General features: G+C 66.6%; 10 protein-coding genes. 2 read left to right on the top strand and 8 right to left on the bottom strand.

The window, feature by feature from the left end; genetic code table 11:
* Positions 1-19 precede the first annotated feature (19 nt).
* Positions 20-1,096, bottom strand: coding sequence for a magnesium and cobalt transport protein CorA (locus AAFP35_RS06975; RefSeq protein WP_419221148.1), 1,077 nt, complete (start codon positions 1,094-1,096; stop codon positions 20-22).
* Positions 1,097-1,189: 93 nt separating this feature from the next.
* Between AAFP35_RS06975 and AAFP35_RS06970 the strand changes: the two genes are divergently transcribed.
* The gene (locus AAFP35_RS06970; RefSeq protein ID WP_419220838.1) at positions 1,190-2,134 is read left to right on the top strand and encodes a glycine betaine ABC transporter substrate-binding protein; all 945 of its coding nucleotides are present in this window, start codon (positions 1,190-1,192) and stop codon (positions 2,132-2,134) included.
* A gap of 69 nt (positions 2,135-2,203) precedes the next feature.
* Here the strand turns inward: AAFP35_RS06970 and AAFP35_RS06965 are convergent, their stop codons facing one another.
* Complete coding sequence (locus tag AAFP35_RS06965; protein WP_419220837.1) at positions 2,204-3,034, bottom strand: SDR family NAD(P)-dependent oxidoreductase; 831 nt, start codon at positions 3,032-3,034, stop codon at positions 2,204-2,206.
* 30 nt (positions 3,035-3,064) lie between these two features.
* Positions 3,065-4,597 carry a flavin-containing monooxygenase gene (locus AAFP35_RS06960; RefSeq protein WP_419220836.1) on the bottom strand — a complete coding sequence of 511 codons (1,533 nt, stop codon included), beginning with the start codon at positions 4,595-4,597 and terminating at the stop codon, positions 3,065-3,067.
* A gap of 154 nt (positions 4,598-4,751) precedes the next feature.
* Between AAFP35_RS06960 and AAFP35_RS06955 the strand changes: the two genes are divergently transcribed.
* On the top strand, positions 4,752-5,324 hold the full coding sequence (locus AAFP35_RS06955) for a TetR/AcrR family transcriptional regulator (RefSeq protein WP_419221147.1): 573 nt from the start codon (positions 4,752-4,754) through the stop codon (positions 5,322-5,324).
* 243 nt (positions 5,325-5,567) lie between these two features.
* Here AAFP35_RS06955 and AAFP35_RS06950 read toward each other — a convergent pair whose 3' ends face one another.
* From AAFP35_RS06950 to AAFP35_RS06930, 5 genes are all read right to left on the bottom strand, one after another.
* Entirely contained in the window at positions 5,568-6,455 is an 888-nt protein-coding gene (locus tag AAFP35_RS06950) for an endonuclease domain-containing protein (protein WP_419220835.1), read from the bottom strand.
* Positions 6,456-6,782: 327 nt separating this feature from the next.
* The gene (locus tag AAFP35_RS06945; RefSeq protein ID WP_419220834.1) at positions 6,783-10,601 is read right to left on the bottom strand and encodes a multifunctional oxoglutarate decarboxylase/oxoglutarate dehydrogenase thiamine pyrophosphate-binding subunit/dihydrolipoyllysine-residue succinyltransferase subunit; all 3,819 of its coding nucleotides are present in this window, start codon (positions 10,599-10,601) and stop codon (positions 6,783-6,785) included.
* Positions 10,602-10,727: 126 nt separating this feature from the next.
* Positions 10,728-14,579 (bottom strand): ABC transporter ATP-binding protein, encoded by a 3,852-nt coding sequence (locus AAFP35_RS06940; protein ID WP_419220833.1) that lies wholly within the window; start codon positions 14,577-14,579, stop codon positions 10,728-10,730.
* A complete protein-coding gene (locus AAFP35_RS06935; RefSeq protein ID WP_419220832.1) occupies positions 14,576-15,346 on the bottom strand; it encodes a hypothetical protein in 771 nt (256 codons plus the stop codon). Before AAFP35_RS06935 ends, AAFP35_RS06940 begins: the two co-directional genes overlap by 4 nt.
* Positions 15,339-16,400: a glutathione S-transferase family protein gene (locus AAFP35_RS06930; protein WP_419220831.1), complete on the bottom strand. Its 1,062-nt coding sequence runs from the start codon at positions 16,398-16,400 to the stop codon at positions 15,339-15,341. The genes AAFP35_RS06935 and AAFP35_RS06930 overlap by 8 nt, the downstream gene beginning before the upstream one ends.
* Positions 16,401-16,494 lie beyond the last annotated feature (94 nt).

Raw genomic sequence — 16,494 nt, 5'->3', positions numbered from 1 at the left:
GGTCGCCTCAGAGCGATGCTCAGAGCCAGTGGTGGTGTCGGAACACCGCCCACAGACCCGAGCAGGCGATCACCATGCACACGATGACGACCGGATAGCCCCAGTGCTGGTGGAGTTCGGGCATGTAGTCGAAGTTCATGCCATAGATGCCTGCGACCATCGTCGGGACCGCGCCGATCGCGACCCACGAGGAGATCTTGCGCATGTCGGTGTTCTGCTGCAATCCCACCTTGGCGGCCGCGGCACCGAGGATCGACGTCAACACCTCGTCGTACTCGACGACACGGTCGATGACGGTCGTCAGATGGTCGGCGACATCGCGGAAGTGTCGTCGGATCTCCTTGGGCACCAACGGATTGTTCGCGGTGAGCCGGGCGAGCGGGCCGGTCAGCGGTGTCACCGCGCGACGCAACTCGAGCACCTCGCGCTTGAGCAGATACACCGGGTCGATGTTGAGCCAACGCTTCTGCGCGCCGAACACCGCGGACTCGATCGCCATGATGTCGCTCTCCATGCGATCGGTCACGGCCAGATAGCTGTCCACGACGAGGTCGGAGATGGCGTGCAGCACTGCGGTGGGTCCCTGTGCCAGACGCTCGGGACGGGCCTCGAGGCGGCGTCGTAGACCGGACAGGTGGGTGTGGTCGCCGTGGCGCACGGTGATGACGAAATCGGGGCCGCAGAAGATCATGATCTCGCCGGTCTCGACCACCTCGCTGGCCTGTTCCATGCTCTCGTGCTCGACGTACTTGACCGTACGGAGCACCAGGAACTGGGTGTCGTCGTAGATCTCCAGCTTGGGACGCTGATGTGCGTGCACCGCGTCCTCGACGACGAGTTCGTGCAGACCGAAGACCTCGGCGACACCCTGCATCTGTTCGGCGTCCGGGGAGTGCAGACCCAGCCACACGAAACCCTCGCCACTCGAACGCACCTGGTCGAAGGCCGCGGTGTAGGAGATCCGTCCCGGTTGGCGCTGACCGTCCACGTAGAGTGCGCAATCGACGACGGCGCGTGCCGCCGGGATGGGAATCCTCGGCAGCGGCCGTTTCTCTCGTCGTGGCGGGACCAGTCCGCCGGCACGCAGGTGCGGCATCGAGGGCACGTACCGGATGCTACCCGCAAGGTCGAGGACCTCCGGTGCACCGGCCGCCGAGCGCCCGACGGGGCGAGCGCTAACGTGGGGCCCGTGATCAAGCATGCCGCGGCAGCAGTTCTGGCGATCGTGACGGTCGCCGCAGCAGTGGTCGGGTGTTCGGATGCCGACTCCGACGTCCGGGGCCTGGTGCTGGGCTCGACCGATGCGCCGGAGATGCAGGTGATGACCCAGATCTACGCGGGTGCGTTGCGGAACGCAGGCAACGCGGTGTCGGAGACCACGCGTACCGGAAGCTATTCGGATCTGCTCGACGACATGGACGCGACATCGGTGGACCTGTTCCCGGCGTTCAGCGGGCGACTCCTCGAGCAGCTGGCCCCGCAGTTGACGCCCGCGACTCCCGACGACGTCTACCACGACTTGAATCGAGCTCTGCCGCAGGGTGTTTCGGTGGGCGACGCCACCATGGTGACGGCGACGCCGCAGGTCTTCGTGGCCGCCCGGGTGGCCGAGACAGGCCATCTGGCCGATCTCACCGACTGCCGGCGGCTGCCGGAGGCGTTGCCCCTCGTGGTGGTCGGTAAGTCGGACGAGTCGGCACGGACTGCCTTCGTCGGCGCCGGATGTCGGTTCGGGTCGGTGCAGGAGGTGCCCACGGTGACCGAGGCCGTCGACCGTGTCGCGTCCGGTTCGGCGGTCGGTCTGCTCACCCCGCTCGAGGTAGCCGGGGAGGACGCCGAGGGCGCGGCGGGACAGATCCGCGCCCTGCAGCCCGCCGAGCCCGCGGGCAAGTCCGGGCCGGATGCGTCCCAGGCCCCGGGCGCGTCGACGTCGGACACACTTCGCGGGGCACGGGCCGAACAGCTCGTCCCGGTCTATCGGACCGCAGCGCTGGGCCGTGACCAGGTCAAGACCATCAACACGGTGGCGGGGGAGATCACCACCGCAGATCTGGCAACCCTCGCCCGACGCGCCCAACGCGGAGAGGATCCGCACGAGCTCGCGGTGACCTGGCTCGGCGAGCACGGTCTGTAGAGCACCGGTGGAGACGAGAATCGGGCCGTCTCCCGAGGGAGGACGGCCCGATTTCGACGATTCGGTGGATCAGCCGGCCTTGGACAACGCCCATCCGGTGACCTTCGCCGACACCCACTGGTAGTGCGATGCGACGATCCGCACCCACACGTCGAGGAACTTCGCGTCGGCACCGACGAGGACGCGCGCCTTGTTCTTGCGCACGCCGTCGAGGATGATGTCGGCGGCCTTCTCCGAGGTCATGCGCGCCAGGTACTTGTCGAAGAACTCGGCGGTCTGGCGCTGGTCGTGGTCGCCGGAGGTGGTCGCGTTGCGGGCGATCGCGGTCTTGATGCCGCCGGGGTGCACGCAGGTGACCTTCACCGGGTGCTTGGCCACGATCATCTCCTGATTGAGCGACTCGGTGAACCCGCGCACCGCGAACTTCGCCGAGTTGTAGGCGGCCTGGCCGGGTTCGGCCAGCAGGCCGAACAACGACGAGGTGTTCACGATGTGGCCGTCACCCGACGCGATGATGTGCGGCAGGAACGCCTTGGTGCCGTTGACGACTCCCCAGTAGTCCACGTCCATCACGCGCTCGATGTCCTTGAACTCGGTGCGCTCGATCTCGCCGTGATGGGCGATACCGGCATTGTTGAAGATGACGTTGACCTTGCCGTAGTGCTTGACGACGGTGTCGGCGTACTCGAGTACCGCCTCGCGCTCGGCGACGTTGAGGATCTGGGCGTGCACCTGCGCGCCGGTCTCGCGGACCAGTTTCTCGGTGGCCGCGAGGCCCTCGGGGTTCATGTCCGAGATGGCCAGCTTGGCGCCTTCTCGACCGAGTTTGACCGCCAGGTCGCGGCCCATGCCGGAGCCGGCGCCGGTGATGACGACGACCTTGTCGCGAAAGTCCTTCATGCTCTTGTTCCTTCGGGTGTGGTCGGTGAGTCAGGCTGATGCGGGCGCGGGTTCGACGGTCGTGGCCGACGCGACCGACGGAGTGCGGCGTCGTTCTACATCGTAGGCCGCGATGTCGAAGCGTTTGGTGATCCGCCGGAAGTTGAACGTGAAGCCGGGCCACAGGGTGGTGATGTTGCCGTGATGATCCTTGTACCAGGATGCACACCCACCGTTGACCCACACGCTGTTGCGGAGATCGTGCTGCACGTCGGCGTTGAAGCGTCGCTGTGCCTCGCGGGTTACCTCGGTACGCGTGATTCCCTGTGCCCGAACAGTTTTCAGATAGTCGACGAGGTAGTTCAGCTGCGACTCGATCATGTACACCATCGAGGTGTGGCCGAGTCCGGTCGACGGACCGATCATCAGCATCATGTTGGGGAATCCGTTGATGAACGAACCCTTGTAGCCCTGCATGCCGATCTCGGCCCAGACGTTCGCGAGGCTGCGGTCGCCGACGCCGATGATGCGGTCGAAGACGGGGGAGTCGGTGACGTGGAACCCGGTGGCGACGACGATGACGTCGACGTCGCGTCGCGTGCCGTCCTTGGTGACCACGCCGGTCTCGGTGATCGAGTCGATGCCGTCGGTGACGAGGTCGACATTGCTGCGGGCGATCGCCGGATACCAGTCGTTGGACCGGAGGATGCGCTTACAGCCGACCTGGAACGTCGGCGTGACCTTCTTGCGCAGTTCGCGGTCGCGGATGGACCGGGCGATGTTGCCGCGGCAGATCAGTTCGACGGGCTTGAGTGCCTTGGGGGAGTAGGTGAGACCGAAGGCAGTGACCTCGTTGGCCGCGTAGACGACGCCACGCATCGCGGACTGGTAGCCCGGAACCTTCTCGAACGCCCAGTGCTCGACGGGGCTGTAGGGCCGCTCGGTGCGCGGCACGATCCACGGCGCCGTGCGCTGGTAGACGTCGAGGCGCTCGGCGACCTTGGCGAGCTGGGGCACCAGCTGGATCGCGGAGGCGCCGGTGCCGATCACCGCGACGCGCTTGCCGGCGAAGTCGAAGTCGTTGTCCCATCGGGCGGAGTGGACGATCTTGCCCTGGTAGGAGTCGAAGCCGTCGATGTCGGGCAGATTCGGCTCGCACAGCGGACCGACCGCGCCGATCAGGATCTCGGCGCGCACCTGCTCGGTGACGCCGTCGCGCTCGGTGTCGAGCACCCAGCGACGTTCGTCCTCGCGCCACTCGGCGCGCAGCACCTCGGTTCCGAACCGGGTGTGCGACGCGATCGCGTGCTTGTCGGCGACACCGTTGATGTAGTCGTGGATTTCGGGCTGGTGTGAGTACGACCGCGACCATCGGGGGTTGTGGGCGAACGAGTACGAGTAGAGCTGTGACGGCACGTCGCAGGCTGCGCCGGGATAGGTGTTGTCGCGCCAGGTGCCGCCGAAGTCGGAGCCACGGTCGAGGACCACGAAGTCGTCGAAGCCGTTCTGCTTGAGCTTGATGGCTGCGCCCAGGCCGGAGAAGCCGGCCCCGATGATGGCGATCTGAACATCGTTCGTTGTCATGGTGCCACCATAGAGGTCTACTGAACATGCGTCAATAGCCTTATTGAATCTCCATCAATAAGGCTCTACGGTGGAGTTCACCAGCGAGATCAGGAGAGAGGACACCACGACTGTGGCGACATCAGGGTCTGCGTCGACGGCCAAGCGCACGCGGATGAGCCCGGAGGCGCGGCGCGATCAACTGATCGATCTGGGCCTGGCGATGGTTCGTGAACGGCCGCTCGAGCAGGTCTCCATCGACGCGATCGCCGAGGCGGCCGGGGTGTCGCGGGCGCTGCTGTTCCACTACTTCGAGTCGAAACAGGACTTCCACGTCGCGATCGCCCGGGCGCAGGCCGACGAGATGCTCGAATGCACCGCCCCGGACACCACCCTCGGCGATCCCATCGCGATGCTGTCGGGGTCGATGTCGGCGTTCGTCGACTACGTCAGCGACAACCGTGCGGCCTACATGGCGTTCATGCGCGGATCGTCGAGCGCGGATCCGGCCATGCGCGAGGTGTTCGACCAGACCCGAGCCGCCATGGCCTCGCGGGTGCTCGATCACGCACCGGCGCTGGGTATCGCGGTGACCCCGGTCGTGGAGATGACGGTGCACGGTTGGATCTCCTTCGTCGAGGAGACCACGATCGGCTGGCTCACCGAGCCGGTGATCACCCGCGACCAGCTCCTCGGACTCATCACCGCCGCGCTGCCCGCGCTCGCCGGTGTGGTCGGGGACCTCTGACGTCTCGCCTGGCGCAACCCCCACCCTTCTCTCGCGACAGCAACCGGATTCCCCGCGACAGCAACCGGATTCCACGCGAGAGCAACCACATCTCTCGCGAGAGCAACCGGATTTCCCGCGACAGCAACCACTTTCCGCCCGACAGCACGCGGCGTCCCGACTGCGACAACCCCGGCGTCCCGCGACAGCAACCTGATTCCACGCGAGAGAAACCAGATGACCGCCGAGAGCAACGGTCCGCACTCAGAAGTAGCCGCCGCGCGAACGCAATGCCTTCTCGATCTCGATGACGATGCTCCACGGCGCGGTCCGCAGTCGCTCCTTGTCGAGCCGGATGACGATCCAGCCCATCGCCCGCAACTTCGCATCGCGGGCGGCATCCCGTGCGCGCTGCTCTTCGGTGCTGTGGAACTCTTCGCCGTCGTACTCGATGGCAATCTTCAGTTCTTCGTATGCGAGGTCGATCCGGGCGAACACGTGTCCTGTGTCGTCGGCGACCTCGACCTGCAACCGCGGCAGCGGAAGATCCGCCTTGACGACGATGAGCCGCACCCAACTCTCGGGTGGTGATTCGGCGAGATCGTCGATCAAGGGGATCAGATTGCGCAGCTGACGGACTCCGCGGTGTCCGGGGTATCGTCGCGCATACTGCGCCAGTTCGTCCCTGCAGAACCCCGTTGCTCGGAACAGCGAGTCGAGCAGGCCGAGGGCGTACCAGTCCGGTGCGATGCGACCGATGTCGAACGCTGTCCGGATGGCGTTCGTCACCGGAATACCGTCGATCTCCGTCACGTCGTCGGGTTGCAGATCGGTTCGCCGCACACGACGACCGCGCACCTTACGGTTGCCTGCTTCGGGACCGCGCACCAGATCGATCGTGAAGTCGGCGTCATACCAGCGGGATCCGTGCAGGATCGTCGCGGCCATCAGGCCGACGACAGAACCGGACGGTCCGTCCTGGGCGGCGGTCCGGATTCTTTCCGTCGGCGACAACGTGACGGACCGGTCGACGTACAGTCCGCCGTGCAGGTGACTGAACGCCGCAGTGAACTGTTCGGCGGTCATGTTGCTGCGTTCGAGTGCTTCCTGTCGACGAAGAATGCGCTTGTCGGGGGCGGGATCGCGACTCATCATGACCATTGGACGTGTACGACGCGCCATCGGATCCATGGACGGGACCAAGCCTGTGGATCATTCGGGGTCGTCGGCGCGGATCACATCGTCGGCCATCGACTCAGGTCCGGAGGGTAGGCCTCGTGCGCGCGGATTGTGTCGACGCAAGTGGCTGCCGTCGCACGCTTTCAGGTTGCTCTCGCGCGAATCTTGGTTGCTGTCGCGGGAGCGCCGGTTGCCGTCGCGTGAGATTCGGTTGCTGTCGCGGGAATCATGGGTGTCACCGGAACGCCGACGGCGGGCACCCCACGCAGGGGCACCCGCCGTCGACGGTGTGTTCTCAGCTCAGGCGAGCGCCTCGTCGAGGATCTCCTGCTGCTCGACCGCGTGGACCTTGCTCGAGCCCGACGACGGTGCCGACATCGGACGACGCGAGATGCGCCGCAGTCCGCCGAGCACGTCCGGGAGCACCTCGGGCAGCCACAGACCCAGGAATGGCCACGGACCCTGGTTGGCCGGCTCCTCCTGCACCCAGGCGAAGTCCTCGGCGTTCGGGTACTGCTCGAGGGTGTTGCGCAGCCGACGGTGCGGCACCGGGTAGAGCTGCTCGATGCGCACGACGGCAATGTCGTCGCGGCCTTCCTTGTCGCGACGTGCGGCCAGCTCGTAGTACAGCTTGCCGCTCACCAACAGCACACGCTTGACCTTGGCGCGGGCAGCCGCATCCTGGCCGAGGTACTTCGGATCGTCGAGAACCGACCGGAACTTGTCGTCGGTGAACTCTTCGACCGGGCTGACCGCGGCCTTGTTGCGCAGCATCGACTTCGGGGTGAAGACGATGAGCGGGCGGCTGATGCCGTCGAGGACGTGTCGACGCAGCAGGTGGAAGTAGCTGGCCGGGGTGGACGGCAGCGCGACGGTCATCGATCCTTCGGCGCACAACTGCAGGAACCGTTCGATGCGGCCCGATGTGTGGTCGGGGCCCTGACCTTCGTGACCGTGCGGCAGCAGCAGCACGACGTCGGAGAGCTGGCCCCACTTGGCCTCACCGGACGAGATGAACTCGTCGATGATCGACTGGGCGCCGTTCACGAAGTCGCCGAACTGGCCTTCCCACAACACGAGGGCGTCGGGGTTGCCGACCGAATAGCCGTACTCGAACCCGACCACCGCGTATTCCGAGAGCGGGGAGTCGTAGACGTTGAATCGTCCGCCGGCATCGGCGTCGCCGTTGACCGGCTGCAGATGGTTGAGCGGGGTGTACTCCGAACCGCTCTCCCGGTCGATGAGCACCGAGTGCCGCTGGGTGAAGGTTCCGCGACGCGAGTCCTGTCCGGACAGTCGGACGGTGCGCCCCTCCATGACCAGCGAGCCGAAGGCGAGCAACTCGGCGAAGGCCCAGTCGATGCCGCCGTGACGAGACATCTCGTGGCGACGTTCGAGGACGGGCTTCACTCTGGGGTGCGGGTCGAAACCTTCGGGCACGTGCAGGAAGGCGTCACCGATGGATTCCAGGACCTCCTTGGACACCGCGGTGACCAGCTTGGTCGGGAGGGTCTGGTCGGATTCCACCGACGGGCTCGGTTCGGCGTGGTACTTCTCGAGTTCCTTGACCTCGTTGAAGACCCGCTCGAGCTGTCCCTGGTAGTCACGCAGGGCGTCCTCGGCCTCCTTGGTCGAGATGTCACCGCGACCGATCAGGGCCTCGGTGTAGCTCTTGCGGACGCCACGCTTGGTGTCGATCACGTCGTACATCGCCGGCTGGGTCATCGACGGGTCGTCGCCCTCGTTGTGGCCGCGACGACGGAAGCAGACGAGGTCGATGACGACGTCCTTGTGGAAGGCGTCGCGGTAGTCGACGGCGAGCTTGGCAACCCAGACGCAGGCCTCGGGATCGTCGCCGTTCACGTGGAAGATCGGGGCGCCGATCATCTTCGCGACGTCGGTGCAGTACTCCGAGGAACGTGAGTGCTCGGGCGCGGTGGTGAAACCGACCTGGTTGTTCACCACGATGTGCACGGTGCCACCCGTCCGATAACCCGGCAGCATCGCCATGTTCAACGTTTCGGCCACGACACCCTGACCGGCGAAGGCGGCGTCGCCGTGCAGCATCAGCGGAAGGATGGAGAACTGGTCGTCGTCGTCGAGGAGATCTTGCTTGGCGCGGACCAGACCTTCGAGAACCGGATCGACGGCCTCGAGGTGGCTGGGGTTGGCGGTCAGCGACACGTTGATCTCGTTGTCGCCGAACATCTGGTAGTACTTGCCCTCGGCGCCGAGGTGGTACTTCACGTCGCCGGAGCCGTGGGCCTGCGACGGATTCAGGTTGCCCTCGAACTCGGTGAAGATCTTCGAGTAGGGCTTGCCGACGATGTTCGCCAACACGTTGAGACGACCGCGGTGCGGCATGCCGATGACGACCTCGTTGAGGTTGTGCTCGGCACCCTGGTCGATGACGGCATCCATCATCGGGATGACCGACTCCGCGCCCTCCAGCGAGAAACGCTTCTGCCCAACATATTTCGTCTGCAGGAACGTCTCGAAGGCTTCGGCGGCGTTCAGCTTCGACAGGATGTACTTCTGCTCGGCGACCGGCGGCTTGACGTGCTCGACCTCGACCCGGTCCTGCAGCCAGCGCTGCTGCTCGGGCTCGAGGATGTGGGTGTACTCGACGCCGATGTGGCGGCAGTACGCGTCCCGCAGCACCGACAACACGTCGCGCAGCTTCATCTTGTCGCGTCCGTGGAAACCACCGACGTTGAAGCTGCGATCGAGGTCCCACAGGGTCAGGCCGTAGGTGAGGACGTTGAGATCGGGATGGCTGGTGCGCGCATCACTGTCCATCATCAGCGGATCGATGTCGGCCATCAGATGACCGCGGCTGCGGTAGGCGGCGATCAGCTCGAGGACGCGCGTGCTCTTGTCGACCAACCCGGCCGGGATGTCACGACGCCACCGCACCGGCTCGTAGGGGATGTGGAACGCGGTGAAGATCTCGTCGTAGAACGCGTCGTCGAGAAGAAGTTCGTGGATGGTGCGCAGGAAGTCGCCGGACTCGGCACCCTGGATGACCCGGTGGTCGTAGGTCGAGGTCAGCGTCATCAACTTGCCGACGCCGAGCTCGGCGATCTGCTCGTCACTGGCGCCCTGGAACTCGGCCGGGTACTCCATCGCGCCGGCACCGACGATGGTGCCCTGGCCCTTCATCAGGCGCGGCACCGAGTGCACGGTGCCGATGGTGCCCGGGTTGGTCAGCGAGATGGTGACCCCGGCGAAGTCCTCGGCGGTCAGCTTGCCGTCACGGGCGCGGCGGACGATGTCCTGGTAGGCGGTGTAGAACTCGGCGAAACCCATGGTCTCGCAGTTCTTGATGGCCGCGACGACCAGTGAGCGGCTGCCGTTCTTGCCGACGAGGTCGATGGCCAGGCCGAGGTTGGTGTGCGCCGGCGTCACCACGTTGGGCTTGCCGTCCACCTCGGCGAAGTGGTTGTTCATGTTCGGGTACGACTTGATCGCCTGCACGATCGCGTAGCCGAGGATGTGGGTGAAGCTGATCTTGCCGCCGCGGGTGCGTGCGAGATGATTGTTGACGACGATGCGGTTGTCGATCATCAACTTGGCCGGGATGGCCCGCACACTCGTCGCGGTGGGGACCTCCAGCGACGCGTTCATGTTCTTGACGATCGCCGCGGCCGGACCGCGGAGCACCTTGTTCGCATCCTCGGAGGGCGTCGCGGCCGCAGGGGCTGCGGGGGCCTTCTCCTTCTGCGAGGTGGCCGAACCGTCGCGGCTGGCGGTGCTGCGACCGGAGGCAGCCTTGGTCGCGGTCGACTCCTTCGCCGGCCCGGACTTACGGGCCGGGGTGGCGGCCTCGGGCTGCTGGTCGAGGGTGACCTGCTTGGTCGCAGGCTTCGATTCGGGAGCCTTTGATGCGGGAGCCGAGGACGCCGGAGTCGCGGAGGTGGGAGCCGAGGGGGCGGGCGCGGAGTTGCGCGCGGCGGCGGTGGCCGACGCGGTGTCGGATGAGCCGTTCGAGCCGGGTTCGTAGCCGGAGAGGAACTCGTGCCAACTCGGGTCGACCGAGCTGGGGTCCTTCTTGTACTGCTGGTACATTTCCTCGACCAGCCACGTATTTTGTCCGAAATCCGAAATCGAACTGCTCACAGCGGTATCTCGCCTCTATTCCCTCTGGTGTCGGGTCGCCTGCCACGCTGAAAGTCCCTTGTGAAGACTATCGGTGAACCACCTGACGATGCTACGCGATGCCCTGGTCGGAGCGCTCGGCAGACCTCATCGCAATGCGGCGTCGCCGGTGGTGTCGATACCATCCGCGTCGGGCGCGACACCGGCATCCCAGAACGCGCGGTACCGTCCCTTCAACGCGAGCAGCTCGCTGTGTGTTCCCATCTCCATGATCCGTCCTCGATCGACCACCGCGATGGTCTCGGCACGGGCGGCGGTGGCGAGCCGATGCGCGACGATGACCGATGTCCGTCGGTGTGTCAGAGCCTCGCCCGCGGCCAGCACCTGGGCCTCGGTCGCCTGGTCGAGGGTCGCGGTCGCCTCGTCGAGTAGTAAGAGGTCGGGCTCGACGAGTTCGGCCCGCGCCAGCGCCACGAGTTGGCGCTGCCCCGACGACAAGCCCTGGCCGCGTTCGCCGATCCGATGATGCATGCCGTCGGGGAGACCCGCGATCATCGTGTCGGCCCCGACCGCACGTGCTGCCGCGGCGATCGTCTCGCGATCCGCGTCGGGACGGCCGTAGGCGATGTTCTCGGCGATGGTGCCGGTGAACAGGTGCGCCTCCTGCGGGACGACGCCGAGTCGGTGGCGGTAGTCGGTGAGCGCGAAGTCCCGGATGTCGGTTCCGTCCATGCGCACTGAGCCAGTCGTCGGATCGTAGAAACGCGCCAGGAGTTTGACGACGGTGGATTTCCCCGCGCCGGTCTTGCCGACCAGCGCCAGCGACGTCCCCGCCGGGATCGTCAGGTCGACGTCGGTCAGGGCGTCGCGGTCGGCACCGGAATAGCGGAAGGTGACGTCGTCGAGTTCGGCGTGACCGTCGAATCCCTGTGGTGCGGTAGGCACGAGATGGTCGCGCCGTACCAGCGAACTGGGGGTGTGCAGCAGATCGGAGATCCGACGCAGACCGACGACGGCCTGCTGGTATCCGTCGAACACCTGGGTCAGTTGCTGTACCGGACCGAACAGCATGGACAGGTACAGGACGAACGCGACCAGGGTGCCCGCCGAGAGAGAACCCGCGGCGATCTGATGGGCGCCGACGGCGATCGCGACCGCGGTGGCGAGGTCCGACATCAGCGTGATGAACGGGAAGTAGGTCGAGATGGCCTTCTGCGAGACCATCCGCGCATCGACCCATTCGAGGGTCCGCCGGGTGAACCGCGTGGTCGCGGCGGGGGTGTGACGGTAGGTACGGGTCGTCTTGATGCCGGCGATGTTCTCCTGGAAGTCGGCGTTGACGATGCTGACCAGTTCACGCGAACGCGTGTAGGCCACCGATGACACGCGACGGAACACCAGCGTCGCGATGACCAGGACCGGGAAGACCGGCAGCATCAGGGCGCCGAGCACGGCGTCGGTCACCACGAGGGCGACGGTGACGCCGATCAGGGTGAGGGCGGCGACGATCGCCGACGACAACCCCGTCTGCAGGAAGGTGGACAGCGCGTCGACGTCGGTGGTCATCCGCGTCATGATGCGTCCGGACAGCTCGCGCTCGTAGTAGTCGAGTCCGAGCCGTTGCAGGTGCGCATAGCTGCGTACCCGCAGTCCGAACAGCACTCGTTCGCCCGCCCGGGTGGACGTGATGGTCATCGCCGACGATGCCGCCCAACCGATCCCGACGAGCAACACCCCGATCACCGTGGCCCGCCACAGCGTCGCCTCGTCGGCGTGGGTTGCCGCGTCGATGACGGTGCGCGCCAGCGACGGGAACGCCAACCCGACGAGTGTGTCGACCGAGATGCAGACGACGGCCGCGACGAGTAGCCACCGCACTGGCGTCAACAGGCCGCGCAACGAGAACGAGCGGGTCTCGGCCCGGGCGTCGTCGGTGTCGACGCGGGGTTGCTCGTCGGCCGGGGGCAACGTATCCACTGCGGCAAGCAACTCAGGCGTCGCGGGCATCGATCCGAGAGCACTGCCGATTCCGCCGCCACGGCGCCCTCCACCGCCGGTGGCGGGCGCGGGGGTCGGTGCGCGGTGGTCGACGTCGGGTTCCGGTGCGGAGGGCGCCGATGGCCACAGGGTGTCGAGGTCGACCGGCGGCGGCAGCTCACGCAGCGGTTCTCGACCGGCCCGCGCGGGGTCGGCCGACGACATCAACGCCCGGAACATCTCGGAGCGATCGTCGAGTTCGGCGACGGTCCCGATGTCGATGATCCGGCCGCCGTCGAGTACGGCGACGCGGTCGGCGAGCGTCAGCGTCGAACGTCGGTGGGCGAGAACGAGCATGGTGCGACGTTCGGCGCGCAGTTGACCGAGGATGCGTGCCTCGGTGGCGGCATCCACCGCCGAGGTGGCGTCGTCGAGAACCAGGATTCGCGGATTCGCGTGGAGCGCGCGGGCGAGTGCCACGCGCTGTCGTTGACCGCCCGACAGGGTGAGTCCGCGTTCTCCGACAACGGTTTCGAAGCCGTCGGGAAGTGCCTCGATGAACTCGAGCGCGTCGGCGCGTTCGGCGGCAGACTGCAGGGACGGGTCCACGGCACCGTCGGTGGCCGGCACGGTTTCGTCGGGGCCGAGAGCGATGTTGGCGGCGATGGTGTCGGAATAGAGGAACGGCTCGTCGAACACCACCGAGACCGCGGCGTGCAGCGAATCGGGGCTGAGTTGTTCGACGTCGTACACACCGTCGGCGGCGAGCACCTCGACGACCCCGTCGTCGGGACGATGGTGGCGACCGACGAGATCGGCGAGCGTCGACTTACCCGAGCCCGGCGGCCCGACCACGGCGACGCATTCGCCGGGGGCAACGGTCAGATCGATGCCGGACAGGACCGGCCGCTCGTCGTCGAAGGCGAAGGTGACATCGCGCAGTCGCACCCCGAGGGGGCCGTCGGGGAGGACTTCGGTGTTCTGCTCGGCCGGGTCGTGCGGGTGGTCGATGACGTCGTAGACGCGGTCCACCGCGGCGCGGGCGAGTTGGGCGCTGACCACGAGGTTGGTCAGCAGGCGCGCCAGTGCGGTCATCGATGCGATGTAGGTGGCGAAGGCCAGGAAGGTGCCGGCGGTGATGCGGCCGTCCATGGTGAGCCAGCCGCCGACCGCGATGACCGCGACCATGCCGAGCTGCGGGATCGCCGCCATGGTCGGGGTGAAGCGGGCGTTGATCTTTCCGGCACGCAGTCGCAGCGAGAACAGTCGCGCGCCGAGGCCGACCAGTTCGTCGACGGCACGCTCCTCCTGTCCGAATCCTTTCACCACCCGCACACCGGTGACGGTCTCCTCGACGTGCTGGGCGACATCGGCCGCGGCCTGCTGTGCCGACCACGTCGCGGCGAAAAGCTTTCGGCGCGTGCGGAACACGACGACGGCGACGAGGGGGAAGACCAACAGGGCGACCAGCGTCAGCAGCGGGGACAGGTAGGCCATGATGGCGATCGCGAAGACCACCTGCAGTCCTGCGCCCGCCGACAGCGGCACCATCGCCAGCAGCCCCTGGACGATCTGCAGGTCAGAGATCGACCGCGACACGATCTGACCGGTGCGAATACGGCTCTGAGCGTCTCCGTCGAGGTGCAACAGTGTGTCGAGCAGGCGCAGCCGCAGCGCGTTCTGCACGTTGATCGACAGCCGGCCCGCCGTGATCCGGCGGCCGAACTGACAGCCGTAGCGCACCACCGCGAGCATGACGAGGGCGCCGACGATGAGTCCGATCGACCATCCGCCGCGTACGGCTCCGGTCGCGTGGTCGATGGCGGCCTTGGCGAGCAGTGGGGCCACGAGGTCCACGGCGACCGCCACGACGGTGACCGCCAGCGTGATCACCACGAGGCGACGGTGTCGGAGACACTCGGCGGTCAGCCGGCGAATCCACGGACGAGTGGCGGTGTGTTCTTCGATCGACGACCCCGGGTCCGGTCGGGTCGGTCGTGCGGTCTGCAGCGTCGGAGTCACCGATCCGTCGTCGCGGAGCGTGGGGTGTCGATCACGTCGCCGTCGACCGTCCAGGCCGACGGCGGCGGACCGAACGCCTCGCGGGCGTTGGCGATGACCCGTTTGCCCAGCGCACGGTTGCCGGCTCCGCCGATCATCGCGCCGATCCCGGCGGGCAACAGCTTGCCGAAGATCAGCGGGCCTCGGCGGATCGCGTACTTGCGGGCCAACTTCGTCGTCAACGACTTGTTCAGTCTGCCCAGCGCACCACCGGGAATTGCCGAGCCGCCCAACCGTCGCAGGGCCCCGCTGCGGGTGCCGACGATACGGCCGAGTGCTGCCACGCCCTCCTCGCCGAGCGCCACCGCCAGGATGAGTGTCTTGCGCCGTTCGGCATCGTGCAGGCCGATCCCGTGGACTTCGGCGATCGACAGCGCGAGCAGCGCCGACGTCTCCAGGAAGAACGCCGTCTCGCCGGTCATCGCGCTGAGCGCGGTCATCGTGCCGACCCCCGGGACGGCCGCGGTGGCGCCGACGGCGCCACCCGATCCGGTGACGGCGGTCAGATAGCGCTTTTCCAGGCGTCTGATGATCTCGGCGGGAGAGTCGTCCGGGTGGGCTGCGCGCAGGTTTCGGACGTACTTCGCGACATAGGGTGCCTGGAGTTTCTGGGCGCGGTCGATCAGGCCGCCGGTGATCTCGACGGTCTTGCTCGTCGACGGATCGGCGGCGACCTCCCCGGTCGGCGAACGGTCGGGCAACAGTCGTCGGAGGGCGTTGTCAGCCATGGGTGGGAATCCAATTCTGTGCGGGAACGACTTCGGTGGGCTTCGGCGGTCCCGGTGGCGTGCCGTCGCCGAACGGGGCACCGCCGAGTTCCTCCCGATGGTGCGGTGTCAGCCACGTGGTGAGATCGGGTCCGTCGGGCACGATCCCGGTGGGATTGATGTCGCGGTGAACGACGTAGTAGTGGCGCTTGATCTGGGCGAAGTCGATGGTGTCGCCGAAACCCGGGGTCTGGAAGAGGTCCCGGGCGTACGCCCACAACACGGGCATCTCGGCGAGTTTGCTCCGGTTGCATTTGAAGTGCCCGTGATAGACGGGGTCGAAACGTGCGAGGGTGGTGAACAGTCGCACGTCGGCCTCGGTGATGGTGTCGCCGACGAGGTATCGCTGCCGGGAGAGTCGCTCGGAGAGTTCGTCGAGTTTGGTGAACAGACGCGTGTACGCCTTGTCGTAGGCGTCCTGATCCCCGGCGAAACCGCAACGGTAGACGCCGTTGTTGACCTCGGTGTAGACGCCGCGATTCACCTCGTCGATCTCGTCGCGGAGTCGCTCCGGGTACAGCTGCGGAGCGCCCTCGCGGTGGTACTCGGTCCATTCGAGTTCGAAATCGACGGTGATCTGGGGGAAATCGTTGGTGACCACCGCGCCGCTGGGGATGTCGACGACGGCCGGCACGGTGATGCCCTTGGGATAACCGGGGATGCGCTTGTCGTAGGCGTCCTTGAGACGAGGGATCTGCAGGACCGGATCGACGCCACCGGGATCGAGGTCGAAGGTCCAGGAGTCGGCGTCGTGGGTGGGGCCGCACAGTCCCATCGAGATGACATCCTCGAGCCCGAGCAGCCGCCGGACGATGATCGTCCGGTTCGCCCACGGGCAGGCACGTGCGGCGACGAGGCGGTAGCGACCCGGTTCGACCGGATAGCCGTCGCGGCCGTCACGCGTGATGCGGGACCCGATGTATTTCGTGTCGCGGACGTATTCCTGACCGGTGGTGACATAGACGCCCTGACCTTGTGCGGATGTGCTCTCGGTGGCGGGGCGCTCGCTGCTCATGTCTCCACATTAATGATCGGTTCCGACACTTGGCAGCAGATGCTCGTCGCGGTATATTCCACTCGGAATATTCAAAAATGATCCCGGTGCACGC

It is taken from the genome of Gordonia sp. CPCC 206044 (assembly GCF_048537895.1).
Taxonomy (GTDB): Bacteria; Actinomycetota; Actinomycetes; order Mycobacteriales; family Mycobacteriaceae; genus Gordonia.
Note: the sequence above shows the minus strand (reverse complement) of the source record. Positions and strands in the feature narration are given on the sequence as shown.